Genomic DNA, 22,927 nt, shown 5'->3' with positions numbered 1-22,927 from the left:
TGACAATTTATTTCTTTGAAACAGCAAAAAACCCGAACCAATTTTGGCCGGGTCCATAAGGTTTACAATCTTTTTTTCAGTTTTTCAATCATATCTTTTGTCATGCTTTCAAGGTCGAAAGCGTTCTTAAAGCCCCACTCTGCTTTTGCTGCGCTTGGGTCAATCGAATTCGGCCAGCTGGCCGCAATTTTTTGCCTTACTGGATCAACAGCATACTTCATTTTAAAATCGGGGATGTGTTTCTTAATTTCAGCTGCTATTTCTTCGGGGGCAAAACTCATGGCTGTTATATTGTAAGCATTCCGGTAAATCAATTTGGCCGGATCTGCCTCCATCAAATCAATAATGGCATTCAAAGCATCCGGCATATACATCATATCCATATACGTTCCTTTATCGATATAAGCTGTATAATGGCCACTCTTAATAGCTTCATAGAAAATTTCAACCGCATAATCAGTTGTTCCTCCGCCAGGCGGTGCAACATACGAGATTAAACCAGGAAACCTTAGTCCGCGTGTATCAACGTTAAATTTGGTAAAATAATAATCCGCCAACAGCTCGCCAGCGACTTTAGTAATTCCGTACATTGTCGCTGGCCGCATGATGGTTTCTTGCGGTGTATGATCCTTTGGCGTCGATGGTCCAAATGCTCCGATCGAACTTGGCGTAAAAAATTGTGTTTTCAGTTCCTTTGCTGTTTCAAGCGCATTCATTAAGCCACTCATATTCAAATTCCAGGCGAAAATCGGCTTGGCTTCTGCAGTCGCCGATAAAAGGGCTGCCAGATGCAGGATGGTATCCACTTTATACTTTCGAGCTACTTCCCCCATTGTTTTTAAATCGGTCACATCAACAAGTTCAAAAGGACCGCTTTCTGCCGCTTCGCTGTCATTTTTACGAATATCCGTTGCAATGACATTTGCATGACCATAAATACCCCGCAATTTTAAAGTCAGTTCTGAACCGATTTGCCCTAACGCTCCCGTTATTAAAATTCTCTTCATTGTTTCTCCGTCCTCTGCCTTGTTCTTTAAATTACACCCAATTCTTTACCGACTTTTTCATAAGTGGCAAGGGCCGTATCAAGCATTTCTTTCGTATGTGCCGCTGTTGGCATATTTCGGACACGGCCGGTGCCTTTTGGAACGGTTGGAAATACAATTGCTTTAGCGTACACGCCTTCTTCATGTAAACGTTTTGAAAACTTCTGGGTTAATTTTTCATCGCCAATGATACATGGGGTGATTGGCGTCTCACTATTGCCAATCGTAAACCCTAACGCTTTCAATCCATTTTTTAAATAATTGCCATTTGCCCAGAGTCGCTCATTTAATTCCGTGCTTTCCATCAAAATTTCAAGTGAACGCTTACATGCTGCAACATCGGCAGGCGTTAACGCTGTCGAAAATAAAAATGGCCGGCTGCGGACTTTTAACCAATCAATTAAATCTCTCTTCCCGGCAACATAGCCGCCTACAACCCCAATTGCTTTTGACAGAGTACCAATTTGAAAATCAATTTTATCGGACAAGCCAAAATGTTTGACAGTGCCAGCCCCCTTTCCTAATACACCAGAACCGTGAGCATCATCGACATATGTAATCAGGTCGAATTCCTCAGCTATTTTGACAATTTCCGGCAAAAGGGCAATATCACCATCCATCGAAAACACTCCATCCGTAATCACCATGATCTTGTTATATTTACTTGAAGCTTTTGTTTCTTTTGCTTTTGCACGCAAATCTTCCATATCGGAGTGTTTATAGCGGATAATGCTAGCTTTAGATAAACGGCAGCCGTCGATAATCGAAGCGTGATTTAATTCGTCGGATAAAATGGCATCATTTTGATCCATAACAGCGGAAATCGCAGCCATATTGCAATTAAAACCAGATTGATAAGCTATTGCTGCCTCGGTATGTTTAAACTCAGCCAGTTTTTCTTCCAGCTCCACATGCAATTTTAAGGTGCCATTGATCGTTCTTACTGCTCCTGCTCCGACACCATACTTTGCAATTGCTTCAGCAGCAGCTTTCTTCAACCGTTCATCTGTTGCCAAACCAAGATAATTATTTGAAGATAGATTAACCAGTTCTTTCCCCCGAATCTTAATGATTGGCCCATTTGCACTTTCTAACGGGTCAATTTCGTTATAAAGTCCTTTTTCATTTAAATCTTGAAGATTCTTAACTAAAAATGCTGATAATTGCCTGCTTGACATTCGTCTTCCCCCTTCTTTTCAAAAACATTTGTACTCCCCAAAAAGACAGTAAATAAAAGTGGAACCGCATACAACTATTTTTCTGTTTATACTTTATCATATTTCAATGGAAATGTGCATATATCGTGGACACGCAAAAAATTTTTTTGCAAGCAAAAAATAAATTACCCCAAACAAGGTTTGGGGTAGAAACAGCCAATTATTTTGTTAAAGTTGCTTGCAATGTCATTTGTTTTCCGTTGCGATAGATGCCGAATTTTACGGTATCGCCAATCTTCACTTTTGTATATAAATATTTTCTTAATGCCGATGAATTATCGATCGCTGTTCCATTCATGGAAACAATGATATCCTTTTGTTGGAATCCAGCTTTTGCTGCAGGTGAGCCATTTTCGACACTTGTAATTAACACGCCTTTGCCATTATTCGGGAGAAATTGTTGCCAATACTCTTGAGGCAGCTGATTTAAATCGGCTAAACCAACGCCAAGACGCGGACGTTCCACTTTCCCGTTTTTAATTAATTGATTGACGATCGGGATAAAATCATTGCTGGGGATCGCAAATCCAAGACCTTCAACGCCATTTTCGGAAATCTTTAAACTATTGATTCCGATTACTTGGCCTTCTGGATTAATCAATGCCCCGCCGCTATTCCCAGGATTGATTGCTGCATCTGTCTGAATGACGTTCGTATCCCAGTTACCTGCGGAGGTCGGAACAGAAATAGTGCGGTTTGTTGCACTTACAATCCCTTGTGTAACGGTTCTTGAAAGATCCAGACCAAGAGGATTTCCAATCGCATACACTTGATCCCCCGGGCGTAGCTGTGAAGAATCGCCAAATTGCGCCGTGTAATTGACGCCTTTTCCATCAATTTGCAAAACTGCGAGATCCGTTAAGGCATCCGTCCCAACGACTTTTGCCGTGGTTTTCGTCCCATTATAAAGAGATACTTCAAGTTTGGAGGCACCTTCCACAACATGGTTATTTGTAACAATATAGGCGATATTTCCGGTTTTTTGGAAAATTACCCCAGAACCAGAACCTTTTTCAACATTTTGCGGCTGTTGCGGTTGCTGGGAATTGCTCGAACCTGAATTGCCAAACGGATCAAACGGAACCGCATTCCCAAAAAAGTTATTGGATTGCTGCTGTTGCTGGTAATTTACAATACCCACGATGGCTTTTGAAACTTTTTCCACAGTATCCGCAATTGAGGAATTACCATTCACTCCAACTGTTTTCGATGCTGACACTTCTTTCACTGCCGGGGCAGCTGATGTTACTTGCTGTGTACTATTGGAGGAAGGGGACACATTTTTAAAATAGTCCGTATACGGGAGCACGGTTAAGGTTAAAACGGATCCAACCACTCCAGCGGCAATTGTCGAAACTACACTCTTAAAAGGCCCTTTGTTCTTCGGTTTTGTCCGTTGTTCCGCTGACGATGGTTCTGCAGCTTGCACCCTTTCTGTTGCAAATGATTGACCTGAATCTTCAGATTTATATTGTTCCTCAAAATCCATATCGAACACATCTCCTTTTTTCACGTTTCCTTTTGTATAGCTATACTATAGCGAAAAAATGTGAAAAAACTGTTACCGAAGTTTAAAGTGTTTCGGAAAAAACTGAAAATAAATGGCGGATTTTGGCGAAACAAAAGGCTTGTTAATTCTACGTTGTATTCTTAATTGGTTTGTTCTGCTCTTTCTTTGTATGGGAACCGAATAAAAAATTTTGTCCCTTTCCCTTTTTCACTTTCGACAGTAATCTCACCGTCGTGAAGGAGTACAAGCTGTTTGACAATCGAGAGCCCCAGTCCAAATTCTCCGTATGGATTACTTGTTCTTGAAATGTCCGCCTTGTAAAATCGGCGCCAAATATTTTCAACATCCTGTGCTTCAATCCCGATACCGGTGTCTTCAATTTCGATGATTGTGTCTGACTGATCCATAAAGCCTCGTAGCCATATCGTCCCATTCGTTGTAAATTGGATGCTATTTTTTGCAATATTGATTAAAATTTGAACCAAACGGTCATAGTCTGCAATAATCATAACTTCTGGTGCTGCATCAACTATAATTGTATTATTTTTTTCTCCTGCTTGGATCTCCAATTGCTCTTGAATAATTTCCAACACTTCCAAGAGTTGAATTTCTTCTTTAAATAATTGAATTTGATTCGACCGAATTTTATCATAATCCAAATTCTCATTTACAAGCCTGATTAACCTTTTAGCTTCTTGACTGACGAGCTGCAATCCCCTTTCTTTATCCTCTTCGGGAATCATGTCGTTCTTCAGCCCTTCTATTACTCCGCTGATCGTTGTCAGCGGAGTTCTCATTTCATGTGAAACATCCGCCATAAACTGTCTTCTGCGATTTTCCAGACTTTCAATTTCTTCCATTGATCGCTTCAGTTTGTCAACCATATGATTAAAATCATTGGCCAGTTCACCAATTTCATCAAAAGTAGACGATGGAACATTTACGGTATAATCTCCTGAAGAAACAAGCGAGGTTGCTTCCCGAAGCCGTTTTATCCGATGCACATGAATTCTTGATAGCACCAGGCTAAGCAAAAACGAAACACCTAGAGCAATTAATATCGTAAAAAATAAGTATTTATTGATTTGACTGATCATTTCACTTGATCCACTGATTGGTGAAGTCAATAAGATGCCGCCGCCAAACCGTCCGTTACTTACGTATGGAAGGGCTACAAATGAGACGCCTTCCTGTCCAAACCGCTTAAAGTCACGATTAACAATGACCGTCTGCCCTTCTGTTAATTCCGTCCATTCGGTTTCAGACAGTTCGGTCGTCGGACCATGCTTGCTAACCAAATAAAGTTTTCCTTCCTGGTCAAATATACTAAAACTAATTTCCCTGCCTGCTAAAACGGAACTGTATTCGTTTATTATTTGATCCGATCTGTCTGGATTCTGCCCCACATCTTTTAAAATGGCTTTCCCGTAAGCAATTAATTCCTTTGCTTTATTTTCATATACTAAATTTTCAACATAATGGGCAAACAAAATACTTAAAAGCAAAAATGCCACTAAAATAATACTCATATGGCTGAAAAATTGCTGATATATATATTTAAATTTCATCTGCTTTAGTCGTTTCATCAAACTTATAGCCTACCCCCCAGACCGTATGAAAAAGTGATTCAGAACTCGTACCGATTTTTTTGCGCAACCGTTTGATGTGCACATCTACCGTACGCTCATCTCCATAAAATTGGTAGCCCCAAACCCGTTCAAGCAATTGTTCTCTTGTAAAAACTTGTTTTGGGTGCTGAACAAAATAGGTTAAAAGATCAAATTCTTTCGGTGTTAAGTTGGTAATCGGTTCACCATCCAGAAAAACTTCACGGGTATTTTTATTGATTTCAAAATGCTTTGAATTCAAGGTTCCGGCTTCACGTTCATCTTGAAGGCTGTTTTGAGAAAATCGGCGAGTTACTGCCTTGATTCTTGCCATTAATGTAAGTGGACTGAAAGGCTTTGTGACATAATCATCTGCCCCCATTTCAAGCCCAAGTACTTGGTCTGATTCGCTGTCTTTAGCGGTAAGCATAATGATTGGAACCGTATGCTTTTCCTCGCGAATCTTGCGGCAGATCGTCACACCATCCATACCGGGTAGCATCCAATCAATGATCAATGCATCCCAGCTTTCTTCTTTAAAGCGATTATACCCCTGAATGCCGTCATTGATAAATTCACCCTTGATGCCCTCCTTGGCAAAAAACATTTCAATCATTGAGCATACACTTTTGTTATCTTCAATGACTAGTATATTCAACATTCTTCATCTCCAATTTCGATTGGTCTTCCTTTTTAGTTTAAACGATTTTTTCATCAGTTCAATTCACTATGAAATTGTTTCATAGTAATTAATAGTTTGTTCATAATTTAGTAAAAAGTTAAAAGGGCTTGAATTGTATTCAAGCCCCTTTTCTATACTGGTATATGTTATTTATCTTTAAACACGGGTTTCCGCTTTTCTTTAAAAGCAGCGATTCCTTCTTTATGGTCTTCGGTCGTGACAAGCATCGTTTGGGTTATCCGCTCTTGCTCAAGAATTTCATCCAAACTGGCAGTAAAGGAATGATCAATTATTTTTTTCATCATTCCCAGCGCTTTTCCCGGTCCGTTTGCGATCCCTGTCGCCAGTTTCATTGTTTCTTCCATAAGGTTTTCACTTGGAACAAGATGATTGATAACACCAAGTTCGTAAAGCCTGCGCGCCGGAACAGGTGTTGCACTGAAAAACATCTCTTTTGCTAAGTGCGAACCAATTAATCTTGGTAAAAAGTACGAACCGCCACCGTCTGAGATAAGGCCAACCTGCGAAAAACTCATCGCGAACTTGCTATCCTCTGCAGCTAGGATCAAATCGCATGCCAAGGCAAGGTTAAATCCTGCTCCTGCGGCAAAGCCATGAACGGCAGCGATAATTGGTTTTTCTGTAGCTTTCATTGACAAAATACATTCGTTCAGCCTGCCAATATGTTCATACACTTGTATAGATCCCGACTGCCCCATCGTTTTCACATCTCCGCCGGCACAAAAAGAGCGACCAGCACCCGACAAAACAATGACACGGATACCTTCATCGGTTCGCGCTTCCTTTAATCCATTTATGATTCCCGAAATCATTTCGGGACTGAACGCGTTTAACCGGTCAGGGCGGTTTAAAAGCAAATGCAATATTGATCCTTTTTTTTCAATGATTAAATCATTTGCTGTCATTTGGCATCTCCTTTGTTCTAGTTTAATTGATATATTGATTGATGGTTTACTTAATCAGCCAGCCCCCGTCAACGAGCAAATCGCTTCCCGTCATATAGGAGGCATCGCTTGAGGCGGCAAATGCTATGACTTGAGCAATCTCTTCAGGCTTGCCGACTCTTCTTAACGCTGTGTTTCGTTCAATTGCTTTTGCGAAACGTTCATTTTGAAGACCCTTTTCTGTTAACGGGGTTTCAACAAAACCTGGTGAAACGGAATTTACACGGATCCCATAAGCTGACATTTCTAAAGCAAGGGAACGGGTTAAATTAATGACGGCAGCTTTTGCTGCGCTATAATGGGGAATTTCCGCTCCTGCTTGATGACCCGAAAGCGAGGCGACATTTACAATTGCCCGGTTTTGCATTTGAAAATCATCATTTTTGGCTGCTTCCACCATGATTCTTCCCAATGCTTTTGAAACGAGAAAAACACTTTTTAAATTCGTTGTTTGGACATAGTCCCAGTCCTTTTCCGGCATTTCCAATAGCCGAGAATTTCTCGAGCCTCCAGCATTGTTGATAAGAATATGCAAGTCATGATAGTGTTGATCGACGTAATCCGCCAACTCCGAAACATCATCCGCATCAGTCACATCTGCCGGAAAAACTTCTGCGCGTGGAATTTTAGCTGCAGAATTGATCAATCGGGCAGTTTCTTCCAACTTTGGTTTTGTTCGACCGACTAAAATTACCTTGGCTCCTTCTTTTGCAAGCTGAATGGCTGTCGCCCTGCCGATTCCGCTCCCTGCCCCTGTTACAAGTGCAATTGTTTGAGAAAACCGCATACCTTTTCCCCCTTTAAATTTGACCGTTGGAATGTATGCCTATGAATTTCTTCAATAGACATAATAAATCAAACGGGAAAATAAAAATGCAAACTATTCCGATAATTATGCCGTTGGATGACCATTTATCTCACTTTTCGGCTGTGAACTGCTTCTCGTTCGCATATGTTTTTAATTGCTCTCTTAATAAGTTAGGCAGCGGTATACTTTTTTGTGCTTCAAAGTCAAAATAGACGATCGTGGCACTGCCTTTTGCGATAAGCTTTCCGGTATTGGCACAGATAAGTTCATGTTCTAATTGGAAACTTTTCGTTCCAATTTTTGAAACATAGGTTCCAATCGTTAATAGTTGATTAAAATATCCTTGGTTGATAAAATCACATTTTGTTGAAGCAAGAATAAAATTCCATCTTTTTGCATCCAAGCCATAACCTAAAGCCTCAAAGAAGCGGATTCGAGCCTCTTCCAAATAAATAAAATAACTTGTGTTATTAATATGACCCAGTGCATCCGTTTCACCAAAGCGGACAGTTACTTGGAGTTCGTGTCTCTTCTCCATATTGCCCTCCCTTTCGTTTTATACTGACTAGTTAGTATGTTTGGTTCACCATTGGGAAAGGATCGTGATCACTTCCTTTCTCCTATTTACTCAATCGATTTGAACGCCCTTTAGGATCATTTCAACGAAGACCTCTGTAACTTCCCAGTCTGAAACTTCTCCCGCTGGATTAAACCATTGATAGCTCCAATTTGCGATCCCAAGAATTCCGAAGGTGACAATGGAAGGATTCAAATCTGAGCGGAATTCTCCTTTTTCAATTCCTTCACGAACAAGTTTCTCCATATTGAACCGGAACTGATCCCGTTTAGGAATAATAACAGAAAGCCGTTCCTCACTTAAATTTCTCATTTCCCGAAAGAAGATTTTTGCAGCTGGACCTTGGGTTTTTATATTGCTAATCAACATAAAGACGATATCAAATAGTTTTTGTTTACAGTTTTTTGATTCATCGTTGAGGATCCGTTCCTGCTGGGTTAACATATCATTAATATAGCCTAGGTGGATGTTCATCAACAGTTCTTCTTTACTGGTGAAGTAATAGTAAAAAGTTCCTTTTGTCACCCCAAGTTCATCGACAATATCTTGAATCGATGTTTCAGAAAATCCCTTCTTTACAAATAATTTGATGCTTTGTTCTGTTAGTTTGTCTTTCACAACCTATGTCCTCTCAATCTGTTTTATAGTCTTATGAGAAATTATAACATATTCCGTTCCGCTCCTTTTTGTCAAAAAATCAATACTATTTACGATAAGTCGGGTCTTTTTTTGAAAAACCTTTTCAAATTGTTATTAAACATACTATCAAGTCTCACTGCCATCATCCGTAACAATCTCTCTTTTACCACTTAGTCTCACTCTCCATCACCACCTCAACTTTGAACACGCTTACATTTGTTTTGATTATACTGACCAGTTGGTATGTCGCGATGTATAGATAATTATATTGTATATATTTGAAATATTCAATTAATTTTCAAATTATTCTCCTTTTTTGTTCATGCACTTACCCGTTTCTTAAAATCTCTTATTGGTTTTCTTCTGTTTATTCATAACCTCAAAGGATTTCTCAATAATATCGGATAAAACATCTCCTTTATAAACCCGGCCAAGCTTAATATTTGCCTGATAATATTCGACAATTTCATCGAATTTTGCAGCTGTTTCTTTTGAAACGCGAACATTTAGTTGAACTCTCTCCTCATTTGACATGATTCCCTCTCCTTTTTGGACGATAGAATTTTTCTAGCAGTTGATAGCACATATCTACACTTTCCTATCAATAGTATAGCGTTTCTTTTATCTTTCTTAAAAGCCTTTTTTACATGAAAATCCATTCTTCCATCCATATTAAAATGAGGAGGTCGGCATTGTATGAATTTTTCATTTCTTTTTGGTGTTTTTCTTTTAATCCAACAAGTAACTGTTCCAGATCAAATCATCATTACTCATCAAGGGAAAATCGTTTCTACTTTGAATCGATCCGATTTCTTCTCCCCCTATTTTGGTCTTCCAATTTTAGATCACAAGAAATTCGACGAGTATCTGGATAGGCTTGATAAATTGGTTTATAAAGAGCCTATTAATGCAGCCCTTGATTCGTCAGGAAACATTATCCCTGAACAAATCGGCTTTCGTCTTTCTCGCCAAGCTTTTACAGAGGAATTATATGGATTCTATTTCAGCAACGGTACAGCACAAATGAAGTTACCAATCCTTCCCCTGTATCCAAAAGTAGATACTGAGCTACTTGGTCATATTCATTCAAAGCGGATTGGACGCTATATTACATCCTTTAATGTCAGTAATAAAACGCGATCAAAAAACATTTCTCTCGCTGCTAAAGCGATTAATAATGTTGTCGTCTTTCCAGGTGAGTCGTTTTCTTTTAATAAAATTGTCGGGAAAAGAACAGCTGAAAAAGGATATTTACGAGCACCAGTAATCATTAGAGGGGAATTCTCCGAGGATATTGGCGGCGGAATTTGTCAAGTATCTTCAACCCTTTTTAATGCAGTTGATAATGCTGGGTTAAAAATTATTCAGCGGTTTTCCCACACCCGCCGTGTTCCCTATATCCCGCCGGGAAGAGACGCGACAGTCAGCTGGTACGGACCGGATTTTGTGTTTAAAAATACGTACAATCAGCCCATATTGATTCAAGCAAAAACATTAGGTAATTACTTGATCATTAAATTGTATTCATCCGATGTGATTCAATATCGTCCCAAAAAAGTTCCATCCTTGCTTTAAAAAAGTCCGCTATTCAGCGGACTTTTATTTATCGATTGTTTTGGTTATTTTGCAATGCTTTTGACATTAGCTCCTCGGAGAATTCTGCTAATGCAGCATCACTTATGTTTGGTGAGCTTGTTTTTAAAGGATTATTCTTCATTAAATTTTGGAAATTTATTGAAGGTACTTTCTTTTGTCCTTTATTTCTCGTTAGCATGGCAACGGCACTGATGCCAATTCCAATTAGCGATGCCCACATCGCACCTTTGTTGTTTCTTCTTCTTGAAAACATTTTAAAAAATGGTTGTCTGCTGGCAAATTTAAAAAGCGATTTTGTTCTCATTTTTCTGCACTCCTTTTTCCGGAATGAGGGTTCAATTGCCCTCTCTCTCATTTTCCGCAATTTCGGTCGTGCTATGAGTGGCAAAAAATTCTCAAGGCTTACATGTGGGAGAATTAAAACTTTTTTATCCTAATCGGGCTTACCATAAGCAACGCAAGCAATATGGTAATAAAGGCATTTCCATAAAGAAAAAATCCCATTCCTGCTAAAAGAAGACCAGCTGCAGTAATTGGAATGCCAATAAAATATCCGATTGTTGGTTTAATGCTGAATTTTGCCAGCCTTAACGCCCCCATCGTTGGAAATAAAATAAAGGCAATGGAGGTTACAATGGAAGAGGGTGCAACGGTGTGAAACAATAAAGCTGGAGCAACACCAAAACTGACGATATCTGCCAGGGAATCAAGTACAACACCCAACTCACTGTTTACCTTCAGCTTTCTGGCTATCCGGCCATCAAGAAAATCAAAAAAAGCCGCTAGAAAAATGAGCAAGGCTGCTAGGCGACCCACCCCATTCATAAGAAAGGTGATCGAAAAAACGCCCGATAATAAATTGCCGATTGTAAACCAGTTTGGTACTGTCCTTATTACAGGTATCTCCAAAGAAAACGCTCCTTTATCAAAGCTGCGTATTTTAGATGAAGGCATAGACAAAAAGATGTCTCTTCTACTAGCGTAAGTAATGCCAGCAAACTTTATACTGGGTATTTGGTCAAAATGGTTGTCGAGATCACCTACCTATTCTTCCTCGACTTCATATATAATTTCGCCGTATCCGAGGCGGTGAAGACTTTCTGCAATTCGTTCATGGCCAACGTCATTTGGATGAACACCATCTATTGACAAATACTCTTTTTCATAATCTTTAAACGCTTTATCAATTTGGACAATCGCAATTTTGTTTTTTACCGAAAAACTTTTGATGAGCTGATTAAATTTTTTTATCCACTTTGCAGCAAGAGGATCCGTCGGAAAAGGATTATACAAATTTATGATGCGAACAATATACGGTTTGGATGAATTCTTTTTCAAATTCGTCATTTTATTCATCATTTTATGAAAATTTTCCATCGACTGTTTTAATGCACTTGAAAAATCGTGCTCATTCTGATCTTGGAGATATTTCCTTGCAGCTTGAATGAGATCGTTTCCGCCTCCTGTGATCGTTATGATGTCTGCCTCTTGAATTTGTTCTTGAACAAATTCATTATCCAATTCCGCTAAAATGTCTTCTGTTTGAAAGCCTGGATGGGCAAAAATTTGAACGAAGACATGTTCATCAAGCTCCATCTCGGCCATTCGTCTAAATCTTTGTACAAAGCCCGGTGAAAATAAACCAGTTCCCACACCGGCAGTAAGCGAATCTCCTAGGGCGACATATAAAAAGCTCATGCTTCTCACTCCCACAAAATCAATTTCTTATCATAAGATATTCATTCATAGGCCATTTTGCGATTGAGAAGCGGGCATTTATGAAAAGTTGCCGCTAGAGTAAAGAACCAATAGGCTATTTCCAACATACTATGCAAAAAAAGATGTGGTGGTGGAGTCATTGAAGAAATACAATTATTTTGATTTTCTTGCCGCATTTGGAGTTGGCGGCGCACATCCTGGAGGAATTCCCTTAACAAAAGAAATCGTGGAAGCGGAAAAAATTACAAACCATTCTGTCATTTTGGACGCCGGCTGCGGCACAGGTCAAACAGCAGCTTATTTATACAATCAATTTGGGGCAAACATTACTGGTTTGGAAATCAACCCGACAATGTTAGAAAAAGCAAGGAGCAGATTTGCCACCCATCAAATTCCGATTCAATTAGTTGAGGGTTCTGTAGAAGAAATTCCTTTTTCAGACAACACATTTGACCTTATTATTTGTGAATCGGTTTTAGCTTTTACAAAAAAAGATCTTGCCCTAAGTGAGTTTTATCGAGTGTTAAAAACGGGCGGCAGATTAATTGCCAATGAAATGACGATTAATTCCCCGCTTAAATCGGAAGAAAAAGCAGAAATTATGACCTTTTATGGAGTGGATTCCTTGCTGTTCGAAGAGGATTGGCGGCAAATTTTGCAAAAGGCAGGATTCACCAATATTAAAACAGAAGAAAAAATCCCTTCTCTTCCTGGAGAATTTCAAATACCTGAATTTGATTTTTCCGCAAATGTTGATCCAGAGCTTTTTGGGATCATGCAAATGCATGCCCAACTAATGCTCCAATTTCAAGATGTCCTAAGCTATCGCATTTTATCCTGTTCAAAACCATTAGTGAAACTCCCTTCATAAGGGGGAGTTTTCTTTATTCATCATCCATGTATAGATCGGATATTGACATTCCATAATAACAAAGAAACGAATCTAAAGGAGAACGAAAGAGATGGACAAGACACTTGGCTACTTGCGGGAAACTTTAGCAAACTATACGGAAGAACATTCAAAAGGGCGACAATTGTTCCGCAAACTATCTGAGAAGGATTTTTCTTCTGAGGAATCCTTTGTACGTCATTTAAGCAGCGGGGAAATTGAATTTTTAAACAAGATTCTTCCAAACGAAATTAATTACGCCAAGGAAGAAAAAGATGAAAAACGGGCAAAAGAGTTAAACAAAGTATATGAATTGCTATTCTGAAAATGAAGATGGCCGAGAGCCTTTCTCGTACCATCTTCTGAATGAGATTTCCCGAATGAATATTTCCTAGGCAAGCGCAAACCTCGACAATACTTGCTTTCGTTCGGCTTTTTCTTTCGCATAGAACGACACGAAACTTCCTCAAGTCTCAATCATTTCTGACGTCTTTCTTTTTTCAATCTTCCCGATTCTTTTAAAGCTGTCTTTAAAAGCAGTTCGATTTGAGCATTGACGCTGCGAAATTCGTCGCTAGCCCATTTTTCAACAGCATCGTATATTTGCTGATCAAGTCTCAAAAGAAATCTTTTTTTATCAGTCAATCCAATCACACCTTTAATATACCGTTCCCGCATTGATAACAGGCTGCGCACCTTTATCTGAAACGAGTGCGACCATCAAGTTATTAACCATTTGCGCTTTCTTCTCTTCATCCAAATCAACAACACCTTCTTGATTAAGCTGTTCAATGGCCGATTTTACCATGGCAACCGCCCCATCGACAATCACTTTTCGAGCAGCTAATACTGCTTTTGCCTGCTGCCTTTGCAGCATGGCATGGGCGATTTCACTTGAATAGGCTAAATGCATGATTCTCGCTTCAATAATTTCGACACCTGCTATTTCCAATCGATTCTGCAAATCTTTTGTCAGTTCGTTCCCAACCTCATCTGAATGCTGTCGAAGTGAAAACTCGTAATCATTGTTAAAATTGTCGTAAGGATATTGGCTTGCAATATGCCGAAGTCCTGTTTCACTTTGGGTATGAACAAACACTTTGTAGTCCTCAACATCAAAAACCGCTTTTGCCGAATCAACAACTTTGTATACGACAACAGCCGCAATTTCAATTGGATTTCCCTCAAGATCATTCACCTTTAATTTATCGCTGTTAAAATTTATGACGCGCAATGAAACCGTTTTTCGTAAGGTTAATGGGTAGCTTAGCCAGAAACCCTCCTGTTTAATCACGCCCAAAAACTGGCCAAACAACGTGAAAACTTTTGCTTGATTGGGCTGAATAATTGTAAAGCCGGACAAAAGCAATACACTGATCAATGCAAACAGAATGCCTATTGCCACCATAGATGAACTACCATTAACATCAGCTTGCTGGAAACTAAACGCGGTGAGAGCAAATGTGACAATGACGAGAATCACTCCGATAAAACCATTTATTTTTACCATTTCTTTTTCCTTCACCTTATTTCCCCCCTTAACAAAATATAACATTATTCACCAATTATGATATCACTTTAATATCAAAAAAGTCTATTTCTTTTTTGTGAAAGTTTTATAAGAAAAACCGGGCACAAACCGCCCGGTCCGTTTTTAGTTTGGCGGATAAACGGGGTCTGTTGATTTCCGCTCCAGGCACTCGCTTTCCGGGGGGCAGAACGCCTGAGCCTCCTCGTCGCTAACGCTCCTCGAAAATGCATCCGCATTTCCTTCGTGCGATGTTATTTCTAGGAAGCTTATTCAATGTCCTGCGGGGTCTCGCCTGTAACGCTAATCCCCCAGGAGTCGGCGCCTTCCGCTCCAATCAACAGGGTGCCATAAACGAATGAACCCTAGGATTCGAAGCGATCATTTGCTAGGGAACATCAGATCGTTTGTACTCCTTTGCGGAACACTTTTTTCCTTATTCGAATTGCTTTTGGCAATGATGAAATAAGCAATCATCCCTTGTGCTCTCAGTAACATAAGCACTTTGACCAGGCCATCGGGTTCTTACCAGTCTGAGCCTTTATTCCTTGGCTCCAATTTCTCTTTTGATTCTCGTCACTTGATAACTGTAATACCAAGAAGGAAGGCGTCAACCGTACTTACAAAGGTTGCGAAGGATTTGCCCCTATTTTTACATATTTTATGTTGGTCAAGTACTGTTAAAGGCTGAGGAGGTTCCGTTGAAAAAAAGTGTTTCACAGAAGAAGTAAGACCGTTTTACAAAATGGTGAAGCATGCAAGATTGAAATCGTTGAAGTTGAAAAACATAGACCTCATTTAAGACATTCACGCAAGTATATCTCACATTTTTAACCTAAACCATGCATGTGAATAGCCTGAAAAGACCTGATACATGCCTATTTGGCAATCCAAAAAATTTAGTATCGTAGAAATTTGACAAAGAATCGCTATCATTTTACTTATGGTTGATTCCGGCTCACTTTTTGGATTGGAGCGGAAGGCGGCGAAGACTCCTCGAAAATGCTATCGCATTTCCTTCGTGCGGTGATGATTCAAGAAGCTTATTCAATGTCCTGCGGGAGTACGGGGCAGGGGAGACCCCGCAGGCGCCAAAAGCGCTGAGGAGGCTCCCCGGCACGCCCGCGGAAAGCGAAGCCGCATGGAGCGGAAATCAAACAGTCAACCATGAAACACCCTACTAATGGAATAAATTCCTTGCATGTTACTTTTCATGTCACAGATTCATGATTTTGGTCAAAAAGATTCGTTTCAGAATATTGGAATCCATGTCTTACTCTTCAGGCAATCGTTAAAAAGGGGCAACATATAAATTCTGATATTATAAAGAAAACTCGCCGATTGGCGAGCCTTTAGCGAAGACAGAGGCGTAGTTGCCCTTATGCGTTCAGAATTTATGGATATAAATTCTGATTAGCTAAAAAAAGCCTGTGTAAAACACAGACTTTTCAACTAATGGATATATTTTTTCTTAAATCGGCCACCGCGTACTTCAGCAATATCGGCGACCGCCAAAAAGGCATTATCATCAAAATCAGAAACAATTTCTTTTAATTTTGCTTCCTCAAGGCGGTTGATGACACAAAAAATGACTTTTTTATCCTCACCAGAGTACGCTCCCTCACCAACCATATATGTAACGCCACGACCTAGCCTGTTCATGATCGCTTCGCCAATTTGACTGGCATTTTCACTGATAATCCAAACTGATTTTGATTCATCTAAACCGGTAATCGTCGTATCGATCGTTTTTGAAGCAACAAAATACGCAATCAGCGAATACATCGCGCGATCCCAGCTAAAGACAAAGCCGGCACTTCCCAGTATGAAGAGATTAAAAAACATAATGATTTCCCCTACCGAAAAGGGCAGCTTATTGTTAAACAGGATTGCGAGAATTTCCGTACCGTCAAGTGACCCGCCAGCGCGGATTACAATTCCAACACCCATTCCAAGAATAATTCCGCCAAAGACTGCTGCTAGCAATATATCTTGGGTAAACGCAGGAACAGGGTGCAATAAAGCAGTTGAAATAGAAAGTACGAAAATGCCGTACAGCGTAGAGAAAGCGAAGGTTTTACCGATCTGTTTATAGCCAATAAAAACGAAGGGTGAATTGAGAAGGAAGATAAAGATACCTAATTTCCAGCCAGTTAAATAAGAAAGCATGATTGAAATGCCTGTAATGCCGCCGTCGACCACATTATTTGGAACTAGAAAGATTTCGAGTCCAACTCCAACTAGCATAGCTCCGATCGTAATGAGAATAATTCTTTGAAAGATTTTTCTTTTCGGGAGTTTTTTGTGCTGAATTTTCTCCAGCAAATACTGTTGTTCTGCACCACTTTTTACGTCTGTTTCTGGCATTCTCTTTCCCCTTTCCCTTTTCATTTCCCTTTTTAGTATAGCGGAACTGAAGCTTCATTTGTAAAGATTTCTGTCTTCTTTTCCATGCTTTTCCCGACAAAGAAAATGGAATCCTTGGATGAAAACGTTTCCTACAAAAAATGAATTGTAACAAACGAGGTTCAGTCTTGAACCTCGTTGCACCATTTTTTAATGCTCTTTTGGCTTTGCTCTTTTTATAAAGAAAGCAAGCAGCAAGGCAACGAAAGCGATCCCAGTTGCGACGATAAACGAATCATTGATACCGTCAATCGTTGCTTGCCGCATCGTTTGCCCATATATCAAGTAAGCTCCAAGTTGTTGCCCGGCGGCCAATGGCAAATGGGTGAGACCAGCTATCCCTTGGCTGATTTGGCTTAAGGTGTTTGCAATATATGGATTTGTCCTCGCGATAACATTACCATATTCACCCATATGAACACCTTGTCTTGTTGACATAACGGTAACAAGGAAAGCAGTTCCGATACTTCCGGCAACCTGTCTGGCAGTATTTGCTGCAGCAGTTCCGTGTGCACCTAGATGACGCGGCAATTGATTAAGTCCTTCTGTCATAACAGTCATCATTAAGAACGACATTCCGAACATTCGCAACACATAGAGAATCATAACATGGTTATAACTTGTTGTCATACTTAGCTTTGTGAATTGCCAAGTTGTGATCACTGTGATGATTAGACCAGCAACAGCAAGCCACCTTGCGCCAATTTTATCAAAAAGAGCACCAGCAATTGGTGACATGATCCCCATGACGATCGCACCCGGAAGCAGCAATAGTCCGGATTGAAGCGGAGTAAAGCCGCGAATATTTTGCAAATAGATTGGCAGTAAAATCATTGCACCGAACATGGCCATATTGATTACCATACTAATAACAGTCGTCAGCGCAAAAATATCGTACTTAAAGACGCGTAAATCAAGCATCGGTTTATCTGTGCTTAGTTCTCGCCATATGAATAAGGTCAGGGAAATGATTCCAACAATTAGCGATGTAAGGACAATCGTACTTGACCAGCCATTATTTCCTGCTTCGCTAAAACCATATAAAAGAAAACCAAACCCAAAGGTTGAAAATAATAATCCTGGAAAATCAAATTTCGGATTGGTTACTTCCGTCACATCTTTCATCCACATCGCACTTAGGATCAGATCCAGAATTCCAATTGGAATGACAATGTCAAATAATAATCGCCATGAATAATGACCGACAATCCACCCTGATAACGCTGGTCCAACTGCTGGCGCAAAAATCATAACAATGCCAAGAATCCCCATTGCTTTTCCCCTTTTTTCTGGTGGAAAAATGGTGAAAAACACAGTCATTAATAGCGGCATGATGATCCCGGCACCAGCAGCTTGGATGACCCTTCCTACCATAAGCATACCGAAGTTTACTGAAATCGAACAAATAATTGAACCAACGGTGAATAAGAATACAGAAGTAATAAATAACTTTCTTGTTCCAAACTTTTCAATTAAAAAAGCTGTTACCGGAATAAATATTCCATTTACTAACATATATCCTGTTGACAACCATTGAACAGTATTCGCGGAAATGTTCAGATCATTCATAATTCTTGGGATCGCGACGTTTAGTAATGTTTGATTTAAAATTGCAACAAAAGCACCAAGAATTAGTGCCGCAAGAATCTTTCCATTGCCGCCTTCCTTTGCCGTTTCGATGTTTTTTAGCCGAGATGACCGCTGTGCTGTTTCCATCGGCTGTACACCTGCTTCTCCATACTCAACAGCCGGCTCTGAAACGGCATTGTGTCTAAGTAATTCATCCACCTGTTCGGTCAAGGTGTGATCTTTATCGTTGTAATCTTCCTTCATTTTGTGAAACTGTTCTTGCCTCAGGTTGCTCTTTTTTTTCTTAAAGATTGCATAGTTGATAAAAAGAATGAGTAAAAGGCTTAAAAGGACATAAATTGTGGTATATATGAACATCGCATATCACCTACTTTTTAATTCTTACAGTAACGTTCATACCTGGTACAATTTGAAGTCCTTTGTAATCTTCGAGTGATATTTTAACTGGGATCACTTGCGTTACCTTTGTATAGTTAGCCGTGCTGTTTGTGTTTGGCAACAAAGAAAAAGTTCCAGCTGTTGCTAATCCGATTTTTTCTACTTTTCCTTTTAACGTGGTATTTGGAAACGCATCTACAGAAATATCTACATCTTGACCAACTGAAATTTGATCAATCTTTGTTTCATCAATATTAGCTGTTACCCAAAGTTTATCCAAATCAAAAACTTGCGCAAGTGGTGTCCCGGCAGCTACAAAAGAATCTTGAACGGCATTGCTTTGAACAACTGTTCCATTGCTTGGAAGCGTGATGCTCATGTTAACCGGTTTGCCATCTGGTCCTGTTGCCACCACAGTTCCTATTTCATCGTTTTTAGAAAAATGATCACCAACCACACCTTTCCAATCTACTAGCTTTCCATTAGCCGGTGAAGCAATTGTTACTTGCTGTCCGGAAATTTGAGCATTATCCGTCGTTAAATAATTTACCGAACGATTGTAATAAGAATAGGCAGCAAAGCCCCCGCCAACCAAAATAATTAAAATGATAACGTTCAAAAATAGTAAACGCTTTGTACTCATAATTCCTTTACTCCTCCTCAATGGTTAATTTCTCCAAAACCAATTTGTGCAATCTTAATAAATGTTGGATTTCTTCTGCAGGAAGATCCATTAACCCCTTTATTTTTTTAGTTAAAATTGTATCGGATACAGTTAGTTCTTCTAACATCGCTTTCCCTTTTTGGGTTAAATGAATGGATACAGAGCGGCGATTTTCTGGCGGGATCACCCTCTCAACAAGACCGCTATGTACAAGACGGTCAATCACACCGCTTACCGTGCTGTTTGTCAGGCGCAATTTCTCTGCCAACTCTCCCAATCCGACATCCGGATTGTTGGATATTTTATAGAGCGCCTTTAATTGGACAACCGTAATACCCATTCGGTCGGCTTCTTTTTTAACGAGCCTGTAGATTGCTTTGTTAATTTCCAAAAAAGATTCAAGAATTTCATTGTTTAGTGCAAACATTGCTTCCTCACTTCCTATATAGTGTAAATGTACCTAGTAGAATATTTCGTATACGAAATAAAGGGGTTACGAAATAAAATTATAAACAGCCCCATTAGGCAATGTCAACATATTACTATCAACATGTTGAAAAGTTTGTTTTATCCTATTGACACATTAACTATATGTCTTTATTTACTTTTATTGCCATCTTTGTACTCCTCTACAAAATACATAAGAACAGTGTACCAAGGCATACTAGTTCCGTAAGTTATTTTTCAAAGAAAGAGGGTTAAAAACCATGACAGTAGGTACACAAGTGAAGCAAGCACTCGCAGGCTTAAAAAGCGCTCAAGCCAGCTTTGAGACATTTGCTCTTGCAACAGACAATCAAAACGCAAAACAGCTATATCAGCAAGCCGCTCAACAAACAAAGGCCGTTCTTGACAGTCTTGAACCTCGCTTACAAGAAATTCAGGCTGAAGAACCGCAGTACAATCAGTAAAAAGCAAGTTGGTTGGCGATTTCGCCAACCATCACCCTGATACATATTTTTCAATCGTAACGAATGGACGTGAGCATATGACAATTGCTTCAAATGTTAAGCAAACACTTTCCACTGTCAAGGAAATCAAATCGCAATTATCATCACTTGCGCTGAATTCCCTAGATGAAGAAGCGCAACGAGTTTTTCATGAATCCATGCTGATAATGGAAGATATACAAAATGATCTCCAAACAAGAAGTGATGAGTTGGATCGTTTAGAACCGCAGTACAAAGGGTCATAATTTTTTTGAGGTGAAGGAACCATGGATGGCTGGACGATGATACTTTTTCGATCGATTCTTTTTATTCTATTGCTGTTTTTCACGACTAAAATTCTTGGGAAAAAGCAAATATCTGAGCTGTCTTTTTTTGAATACATTGCCGGGATCACAATAGGAAGCATTGCAGGCGAAGTGGTAACAGGGCTTGAAAGCAATATATATCATGGTGCATTAGCCATGATCATATTCGGAGCCGTTACCTTAGGTGTGGACTTTTTATCCTTGCATAGTAAAAAGTTTCGTGATTTTGTCGAAGGTAAAGGAACTGTCATTATTAAAGATGGAAAAATTCTTGAAGAAAATCTAAAAAAGGAAAAATATACAATTGATGAACTATCCGCTTTATTACGGCAAAAAGACATCTTTCGCGTTGCAGACGTAGAATTTGCCGTCCTAGAGCCAAGAGGAAATTTAAGCGCACTTCTAAAAAGAGAAAATCGTCCATTAACACCAAAAGATTTGCAAATGAAGATGCCTAGTGAAAAAGAACCGCAAACCGTCATCATGGACGGGAGCATTTTGGATGAAGCGTTACGTTCAGCCGGAAAAAGCCGAAGATGGCTACATTTGGAGCTTGAAAAACTGGGCGTAACACTTGAAAATGTCTTTTTAGGTCAAGTTGATTCATATGGGGATCTTACCGTTGATATTTATGATGATAAAATTCAGGTACCGTCACCAACCCAGCGTCCGCTGTTATTGGCAATGCTAAAAAAAGTACAAGCCGATCTTGAATTATTTTCATTAGGAACAGACGATGAAAAAGCAAAACAAATGTATAAATCAAATGCAGAAAAAATGCAAAAGGAAATCGAAAAACTCACTCCCTATTTAAATGGATAAAGAACAAAGATCCTGATCAATCGCAATTGACTAGGATCTTTTGACTTTTTAAATGCTTACACCTTGCCTTTTTATTCGTTCAAGCTTATGTGAAAAATAGCTATGCAATACCATTCCCGCCATTACTAGGAAGATCCCCATCCATGAAAGGAAGGATGGAAAAGCGGATTTTAAAAATAGCAATTCCCCGATTAAAGCAAAAAGAACTTCGGTCGATTGAGTCGCTTCAACAGCAGCAAGCTTCCGCATATTTCCCCTCACCAAATCCGTTGCCCTGAAAAATAATACAGTTGCAATCACACCAGAAGAAATCGCTACAATGCCAGATTGGATTGTCTGTCCCATACTCGGAAGACCAACTGTTTCCATACCATAGAAAGATAAAACAAACCAAAATGGCAAGCTGGCAAAAGTCATCCCTAGCACTCGTTGGTAGGAATCCAAGCGGCCTTCACATACATCCATCATTTTTCGATTTCCTAACGGATACGCAAACGATGCAAGCATCATTGGCAATACACCGAGAAGCAACTCCTTCACCGATAGCCGCCCGGCTTGCTCCAGCTGCATGAGGATGATTCCCAATAAAATAATGATGGACATGCCCAGACCTTTAAAAGGAATCTTTCCTTTTATCTTCACCGGGCCGTTTCGTGTGGGAATTGTTTCACTAAAAAAAGGGGCAAGTAGTGAGCCGGAAATGATTGTGATTTGCCAAGTTGCTGCAATCAGCCATCCAGGTGCATAGGCAGCAGAAAAAGTAATAGGGGCATAGAAAAAACCAAAGCCGATTGTACTCCAAAGCAGCCAGGCACCCGGCCGCTGCTTCATTTCCAGAAACAGCGGCCTTAAATTGCCTCTCCCCCACACAATGGCCAATAGGAAAGGAACCATAAAAAAGTAGCGCAAGGAAGCACTCCAAATCCAACTTCCGCCAGATAAATCCATCGCTCTATTTAAGATAAAGGTAGAAGCGAAAAAGAAAGCAGCAAAGATGCCTAAAACAATGGGTCGCACCCTTTCCCCTCC

General features: G+C 39.7%; 26 protein-coding genes. 6 read left to right on the top strand and 20 right to left on the bottom strand.

Translation table 11 applies throughout. The annotated features are described in order from the left end of the window. Nucleotides 1-62: 62 nt before the first annotated feature. The 10 genes from ACQYAD_RS11940 to ACQYAD_RS11895 form a co-directional block, all read right to left on the bottom strand. A complete protein-coding gene (locus ACQYAD_RS11940) occupies nucleotides 63-1,007 on the bottom strand; it encodes an L-threonine 3-dehydrogenase (RefSeq protein ID WP_430238419.1) in 945 nt (314 codons plus the stop codon). A gap of 26 nt (nucleotides 1,008-1,033) precedes the next feature. Beyond that, nucleotides 1,034-2,224 carry a glycine C-acetyltransferase gene (locus ACQYAD_RS11935; protein WP_430238417.1) on the bottom strand — a complete coding sequence of 397 codons (1,191 nt, stop codon included), beginning with the start codon at nucleotides 2,222-2,224 and terminating at the stop codon, nucleotides 1,034-1,036. Nucleotides 2,225-2,423: 199 nt separating this feature from the next. After that, nucleotides 2,424-3,752, bottom strand: a complete 1,329-nt coding sequence (locus ACQYAD_RS11930; RefSeq protein WP_430238415.1) for a S1C family serine protease — start codon at nucleotides 3,750-3,752, stop codon at nucleotides 2,424-2,426. 161 nt (nucleotides 3,753-3,913) lie between these two features. Further along, nucleotides 3,914-5,341, bottom strand: a complete 1,428-nt coding sequence (locus tag ACQYAD_RS11925; RefSeq protein ID WP_430238808.1) for an ATP-binding protein — start codon at nucleotides 5,339-5,341, stop codon at nucleotides 3,914-3,916. Continuing rightward, the gene (locus ACQYAD_RS11920; protein WP_430238807.1) at nucleotides 5,331-6,038 is read right to left on the bottom strand and encodes a winged helix-turn-helix domain-containing protein; all 708 of its coding nucleotides are present in this window, start codon (nucleotides 6,036-6,038) and stop codon (nucleotides 5,331-5,333) included. The genes ACQYAD_RS11925 and ACQYAD_RS11920 overlap by 11 nt, the downstream gene beginning before the upstream one ends. Before the next feature lie 170 nt (nucleotides 6,039-6,208). Continuing rightward, nucleotides 6,209-6,988, bottom strand: a complete 780-nt coding sequence (locus ACQYAD_RS11915) for an enoyl-CoA hydratase/isomerase family protein (protein WP_430238413.1) — start codon at nucleotides 6,986-6,988, stop codon at nucleotides 6,209-6,211. 46 nt (nucleotides 6,989-7,034) lie between these two features. Further along, complete coding sequence (locus ACQYAD_RS11910) at nucleotides 7,035-7,814, bottom strand: SDR family NAD(P)-dependent oxidoreductase (protein WP_430238411.1); 780 nt, start codon at nucleotides 7,812-7,814, stop codon at nucleotides 7,035-7,037. A 130-nt stretch (nucleotides 7,815-7,944) separates the two neighbouring features. Next, nucleotides 7,945-8,373 (bottom strand): acyl-CoA thioesterase, encoded by a 429-nt coding sequence (locus tag ACQYAD_RS11905; RefSeq protein WP_430238410.1) that lies wholly within the window; start codon nucleotides 8,371-8,373, stop codon nucleotides 7,945-7,947. Nucleotides 8,374-8,463: 90 nt separating this feature from the next. Continuing rightward, nucleotides 8,464-9,030, bottom strand: a complete 567-nt coding sequence (locus ACQYAD_RS11900) for a TetR/AcrR family transcriptional regulator (RefSeq protein WP_430238408.1) — start codon at nucleotides 9,028-9,030, stop codon at nucleotides 8,464-8,466. 360 nt (nucleotides 9,031-9,390) lie between these two features. Then, nucleotides 9,391-9,585 (bottom strand): hypothetical protein, encoded by a 195-nt coding sequence (locus ACQYAD_RS11895; protein WP_430238407.1) that lies wholly within the window; start codon nucleotides 9,583-9,585, stop codon nucleotides 9,391-9,393. Between the two features lie 162 nt (nucleotides 9,586-9,747). Between ACQYAD_RS11895 and ACQYAD_RS11890 the strand changes: the two genes are divergently transcribed. Then, nucleotides 9,748-10,626: a VanW family protein gene (locus tag ACQYAD_RS11890; RefSeq protein ID WP_430238405.1), complete on the top strand. Its 879-nt coding sequence runs from the start codon at nucleotides 9,748-9,750 to the stop codon at nucleotides 10,624-10,626. A 28-nt stretch (nucleotides 10,627-10,654) separates the two neighbouring features. Here the strand turns inward: ACQYAD_RS11890 and ACQYAD_RS11885 are convergent, their stop codons facing one another. The 3 genes from ACQYAD_RS11885 to ACQYAD_RS11875 all read right to left on the bottom strand — a co-directional run bounded on the left by ACQYAD_RS11885 (nucleotide 10,655) and on the right by ACQYAD_RS11875 (nucleotide 12,345). Further along, nucleotides 10,655-10,951, bottom strand: a complete 297-nt coding sequence (locus ACQYAD_RS11885) for a hypothetical protein (RefSeq protein WP_430238403.1) — start codon at nucleotides 10,949-10,951, stop codon at nucleotides 10,655-10,657. A gap of 113 nt (nucleotides 10,952-11,064) precedes the next feature. Beyond that, complete coding sequence (pssA, locus tag ACQYAD_RS11880) at nucleotides 11,065-11,601, bottom strand: CDP-diacylglycerol--serine O-phosphatidyltransferase (protein ID WP_430238806.1); 537 nt, start codon at nucleotides 11,599-11,601, stop codon at nucleotides 11,065-11,067. Nucleotides 11,602-11,691: 90 nt separating this feature from the next. After that, nucleotides 11,692-12,345, bottom strand: coding sequence for a GDSL-type esterase/lipase family protein (locus ACQYAD_RS11875; RefSeq protein WP_430238402.1), 654 nt, complete (start codon nucleotides 12,343-12,345; stop codon nucleotides 11,692-11,694). Between the two features lie 160 nt (nucleotides 12,346-12,505). Between ACQYAD_RS11875 and ACQYAD_RS11870 the strand changes: the two genes are divergently transcribed. Next, on the top strand, nucleotides 12,506-13,237 hold the full coding sequence (locus ACQYAD_RS11870) for a class I SAM-dependent methyltransferase (RefSeq protein WP_430238400.1): 732 nt from the start codon (nucleotides 12,506-12,508) through the stop codon (nucleotides 13,235-13,237). Between the two features lie 91 nt (nucleotides 13,238-13,328). Then, nucleotides 13,329-13,580 carry a sigma-G-dependent sporulation-specific acid-soluble spore protein CsgA gene (locus ACQYAD_RS11865; protein WP_430238399.1) on the top strand — a complete coding sequence of 84 codons (252 nt, stop codon included), beginning with the start codon at nucleotides 13,329-13,331 and terminating at the stop codon, nucleotides 13,578-13,580. Between the two features lie 152 nt (nucleotides 13,581-13,732). On the opposite strand, the gene ACQYAD_RS11860 is transcribed toward ACQYAD_RS11865, so the two are convergent. From ACQYAD_RS11860 to ACQYAD_RS11835, 6 genes are all read right to left on the bottom strand, one after another. Next, nucleotides 13,733-13,900 carry an Arc family DNA-binding protein gene (locus ACQYAD_RS11860; RefSeq protein ID WP_430238398.1) on the bottom strand — a complete coding sequence of 56 codons (168 nt, stop codon included), beginning with the start codon at nucleotides 13,898-13,900 and terminating at the stop codon, nucleotides 13,733-13,735. Between the two features lie 13 nt (nucleotides 13,901-13,913). Further along, nucleotides 13,914-14,780 carry an SPFH domain-containing protein gene (locus ACQYAD_RS11855; protein ID WP_430238397.1) on the bottom strand — a complete coding sequence of 289 codons (867 nt, stop codon included), beginning with the start codon at nucleotides 14,778-14,780 and terminating at the stop codon, nucleotides 13,914-13,916. Between the two features lie 1,455 nt (nucleotides 14,781-16,235). Next, complete coding sequence (locus ACQYAD_RS11850; RefSeq protein ID WP_430238396.1) at nucleotides 16,236-17,150, bottom strand: YitT family protein; 915 nt, start codon at nucleotides 17,148-17,150, stop codon at nucleotides 16,236-16,238. 189 nt (nucleotides 17,151-17,339) lie between these two features. Beyond that, on the bottom strand, nucleotides 17,340-19,136 hold the full coding sequence (locus ACQYAD_RS11845; RefSeq protein WP_430238395.1) for a DHA2 family efflux MFS transporter permease subunit: 1,797 nt from the start codon (nucleotides 19,134-19,136) through the stop codon (nucleotides 17,340-17,342). Nucleotides 19,137-19,146: 10 nt separating this feature from the next. Further along, nucleotides 19,147-19,803 (bottom strand): HlyD family secretion protein, encoded by a 657-nt coding sequence (locus ACQYAD_RS11840; protein WP_430238805.1) that lies wholly within the window; start codon nucleotides 19,801-19,803, stop codon nucleotides 19,147-19,149. Between the two features lie 4 nt (nucleotides 19,804-19,807). Beyond that, nucleotides 19,808-20,248 (bottom strand): MarR family winged helix-turn-helix transcriptional regulator, encoded by a 441-nt coding sequence (locus ACQYAD_RS11835; protein WP_430238394.1) that lies wholly within the window; start codon nucleotides 20,246-20,248, stop codon nucleotides 19,808-19,810. 280 nt (nucleotides 20,249-20,528) lie between these two features. On the opposite strand from ACQYAD_RS11835, the gene ACQYAD_RS11830 reads away from it, so the two are divergent. The 3 genes from ACQYAD_RS11830 (at nucleotide 20,529) to ACQYAD_RS11820 (ending at nucleotide 21,898) form a co-directional block, all read left to right on the top strand. After that, nucleotides 20,529-20,732 carry a DUF1657 domain-containing protein gene (locus ACQYAD_RS11830; protein WP_430238392.1) on the top strand — a complete coding sequence of 68 codons (204 nt, stop codon included), beginning with the start codon at nucleotides 20,529-20,531 and terminating at the stop codon, nucleotides 20,730-20,732. Nucleotides 20,733-20,809: 77 nt separating this feature from the next. Beyond that, nucleotides 20,810-21,016, top strand: coding sequence for a DUF1657 domain-containing protein (locus ACQYAD_RS11825; protein ID WP_430238390.1), 207 nt, complete (start codon nucleotides 20,810-20,812; stop codon nucleotides 21,014-21,016). Between the two features lie 21 nt (nucleotides 21,017-21,037). After that, a complete protein-coding gene (locus ACQYAD_RS11820) occupies nucleotides 21,038-21,898 on the top strand; it encodes a DUF421 domain-containing protein (RefSeq protein WP_430238388.1) in 861 nt (286 codons plus the stop codon). 48 nt (nucleotides 21,899-21,946) lie between these two features. Here the strand turns inward: ACQYAD_RS11820 and ACQYAD_RS11815 are convergent, their stop codons facing one another. Continuing rightward, nucleotides 21,947-22,915, bottom strand: coding sequence for a DMT family transporter (locus ACQYAD_RS11815; protein WP_430238386.1), 969 nt, complete (start codon nucleotides 22,913-22,915; stop codon nucleotides 21,947-21,949). Nucleotides 22,916-22,927 lie beyond the last annotated feature (12 nt).

The sequence above is a fragment of the Neobacillus sp. SM06 genome, from assembly GCF_050496765.1.
Classification (GTDB): domain Bacteria; phylum Bacillota; class Bacilli; order Bacillales; family Cytobacillaceae; genus JAEVLT01.
Note: the sequence above shows the minus strand (reverse complement) of the source record. Positions and strands in the feature narration are given on the sequence as shown.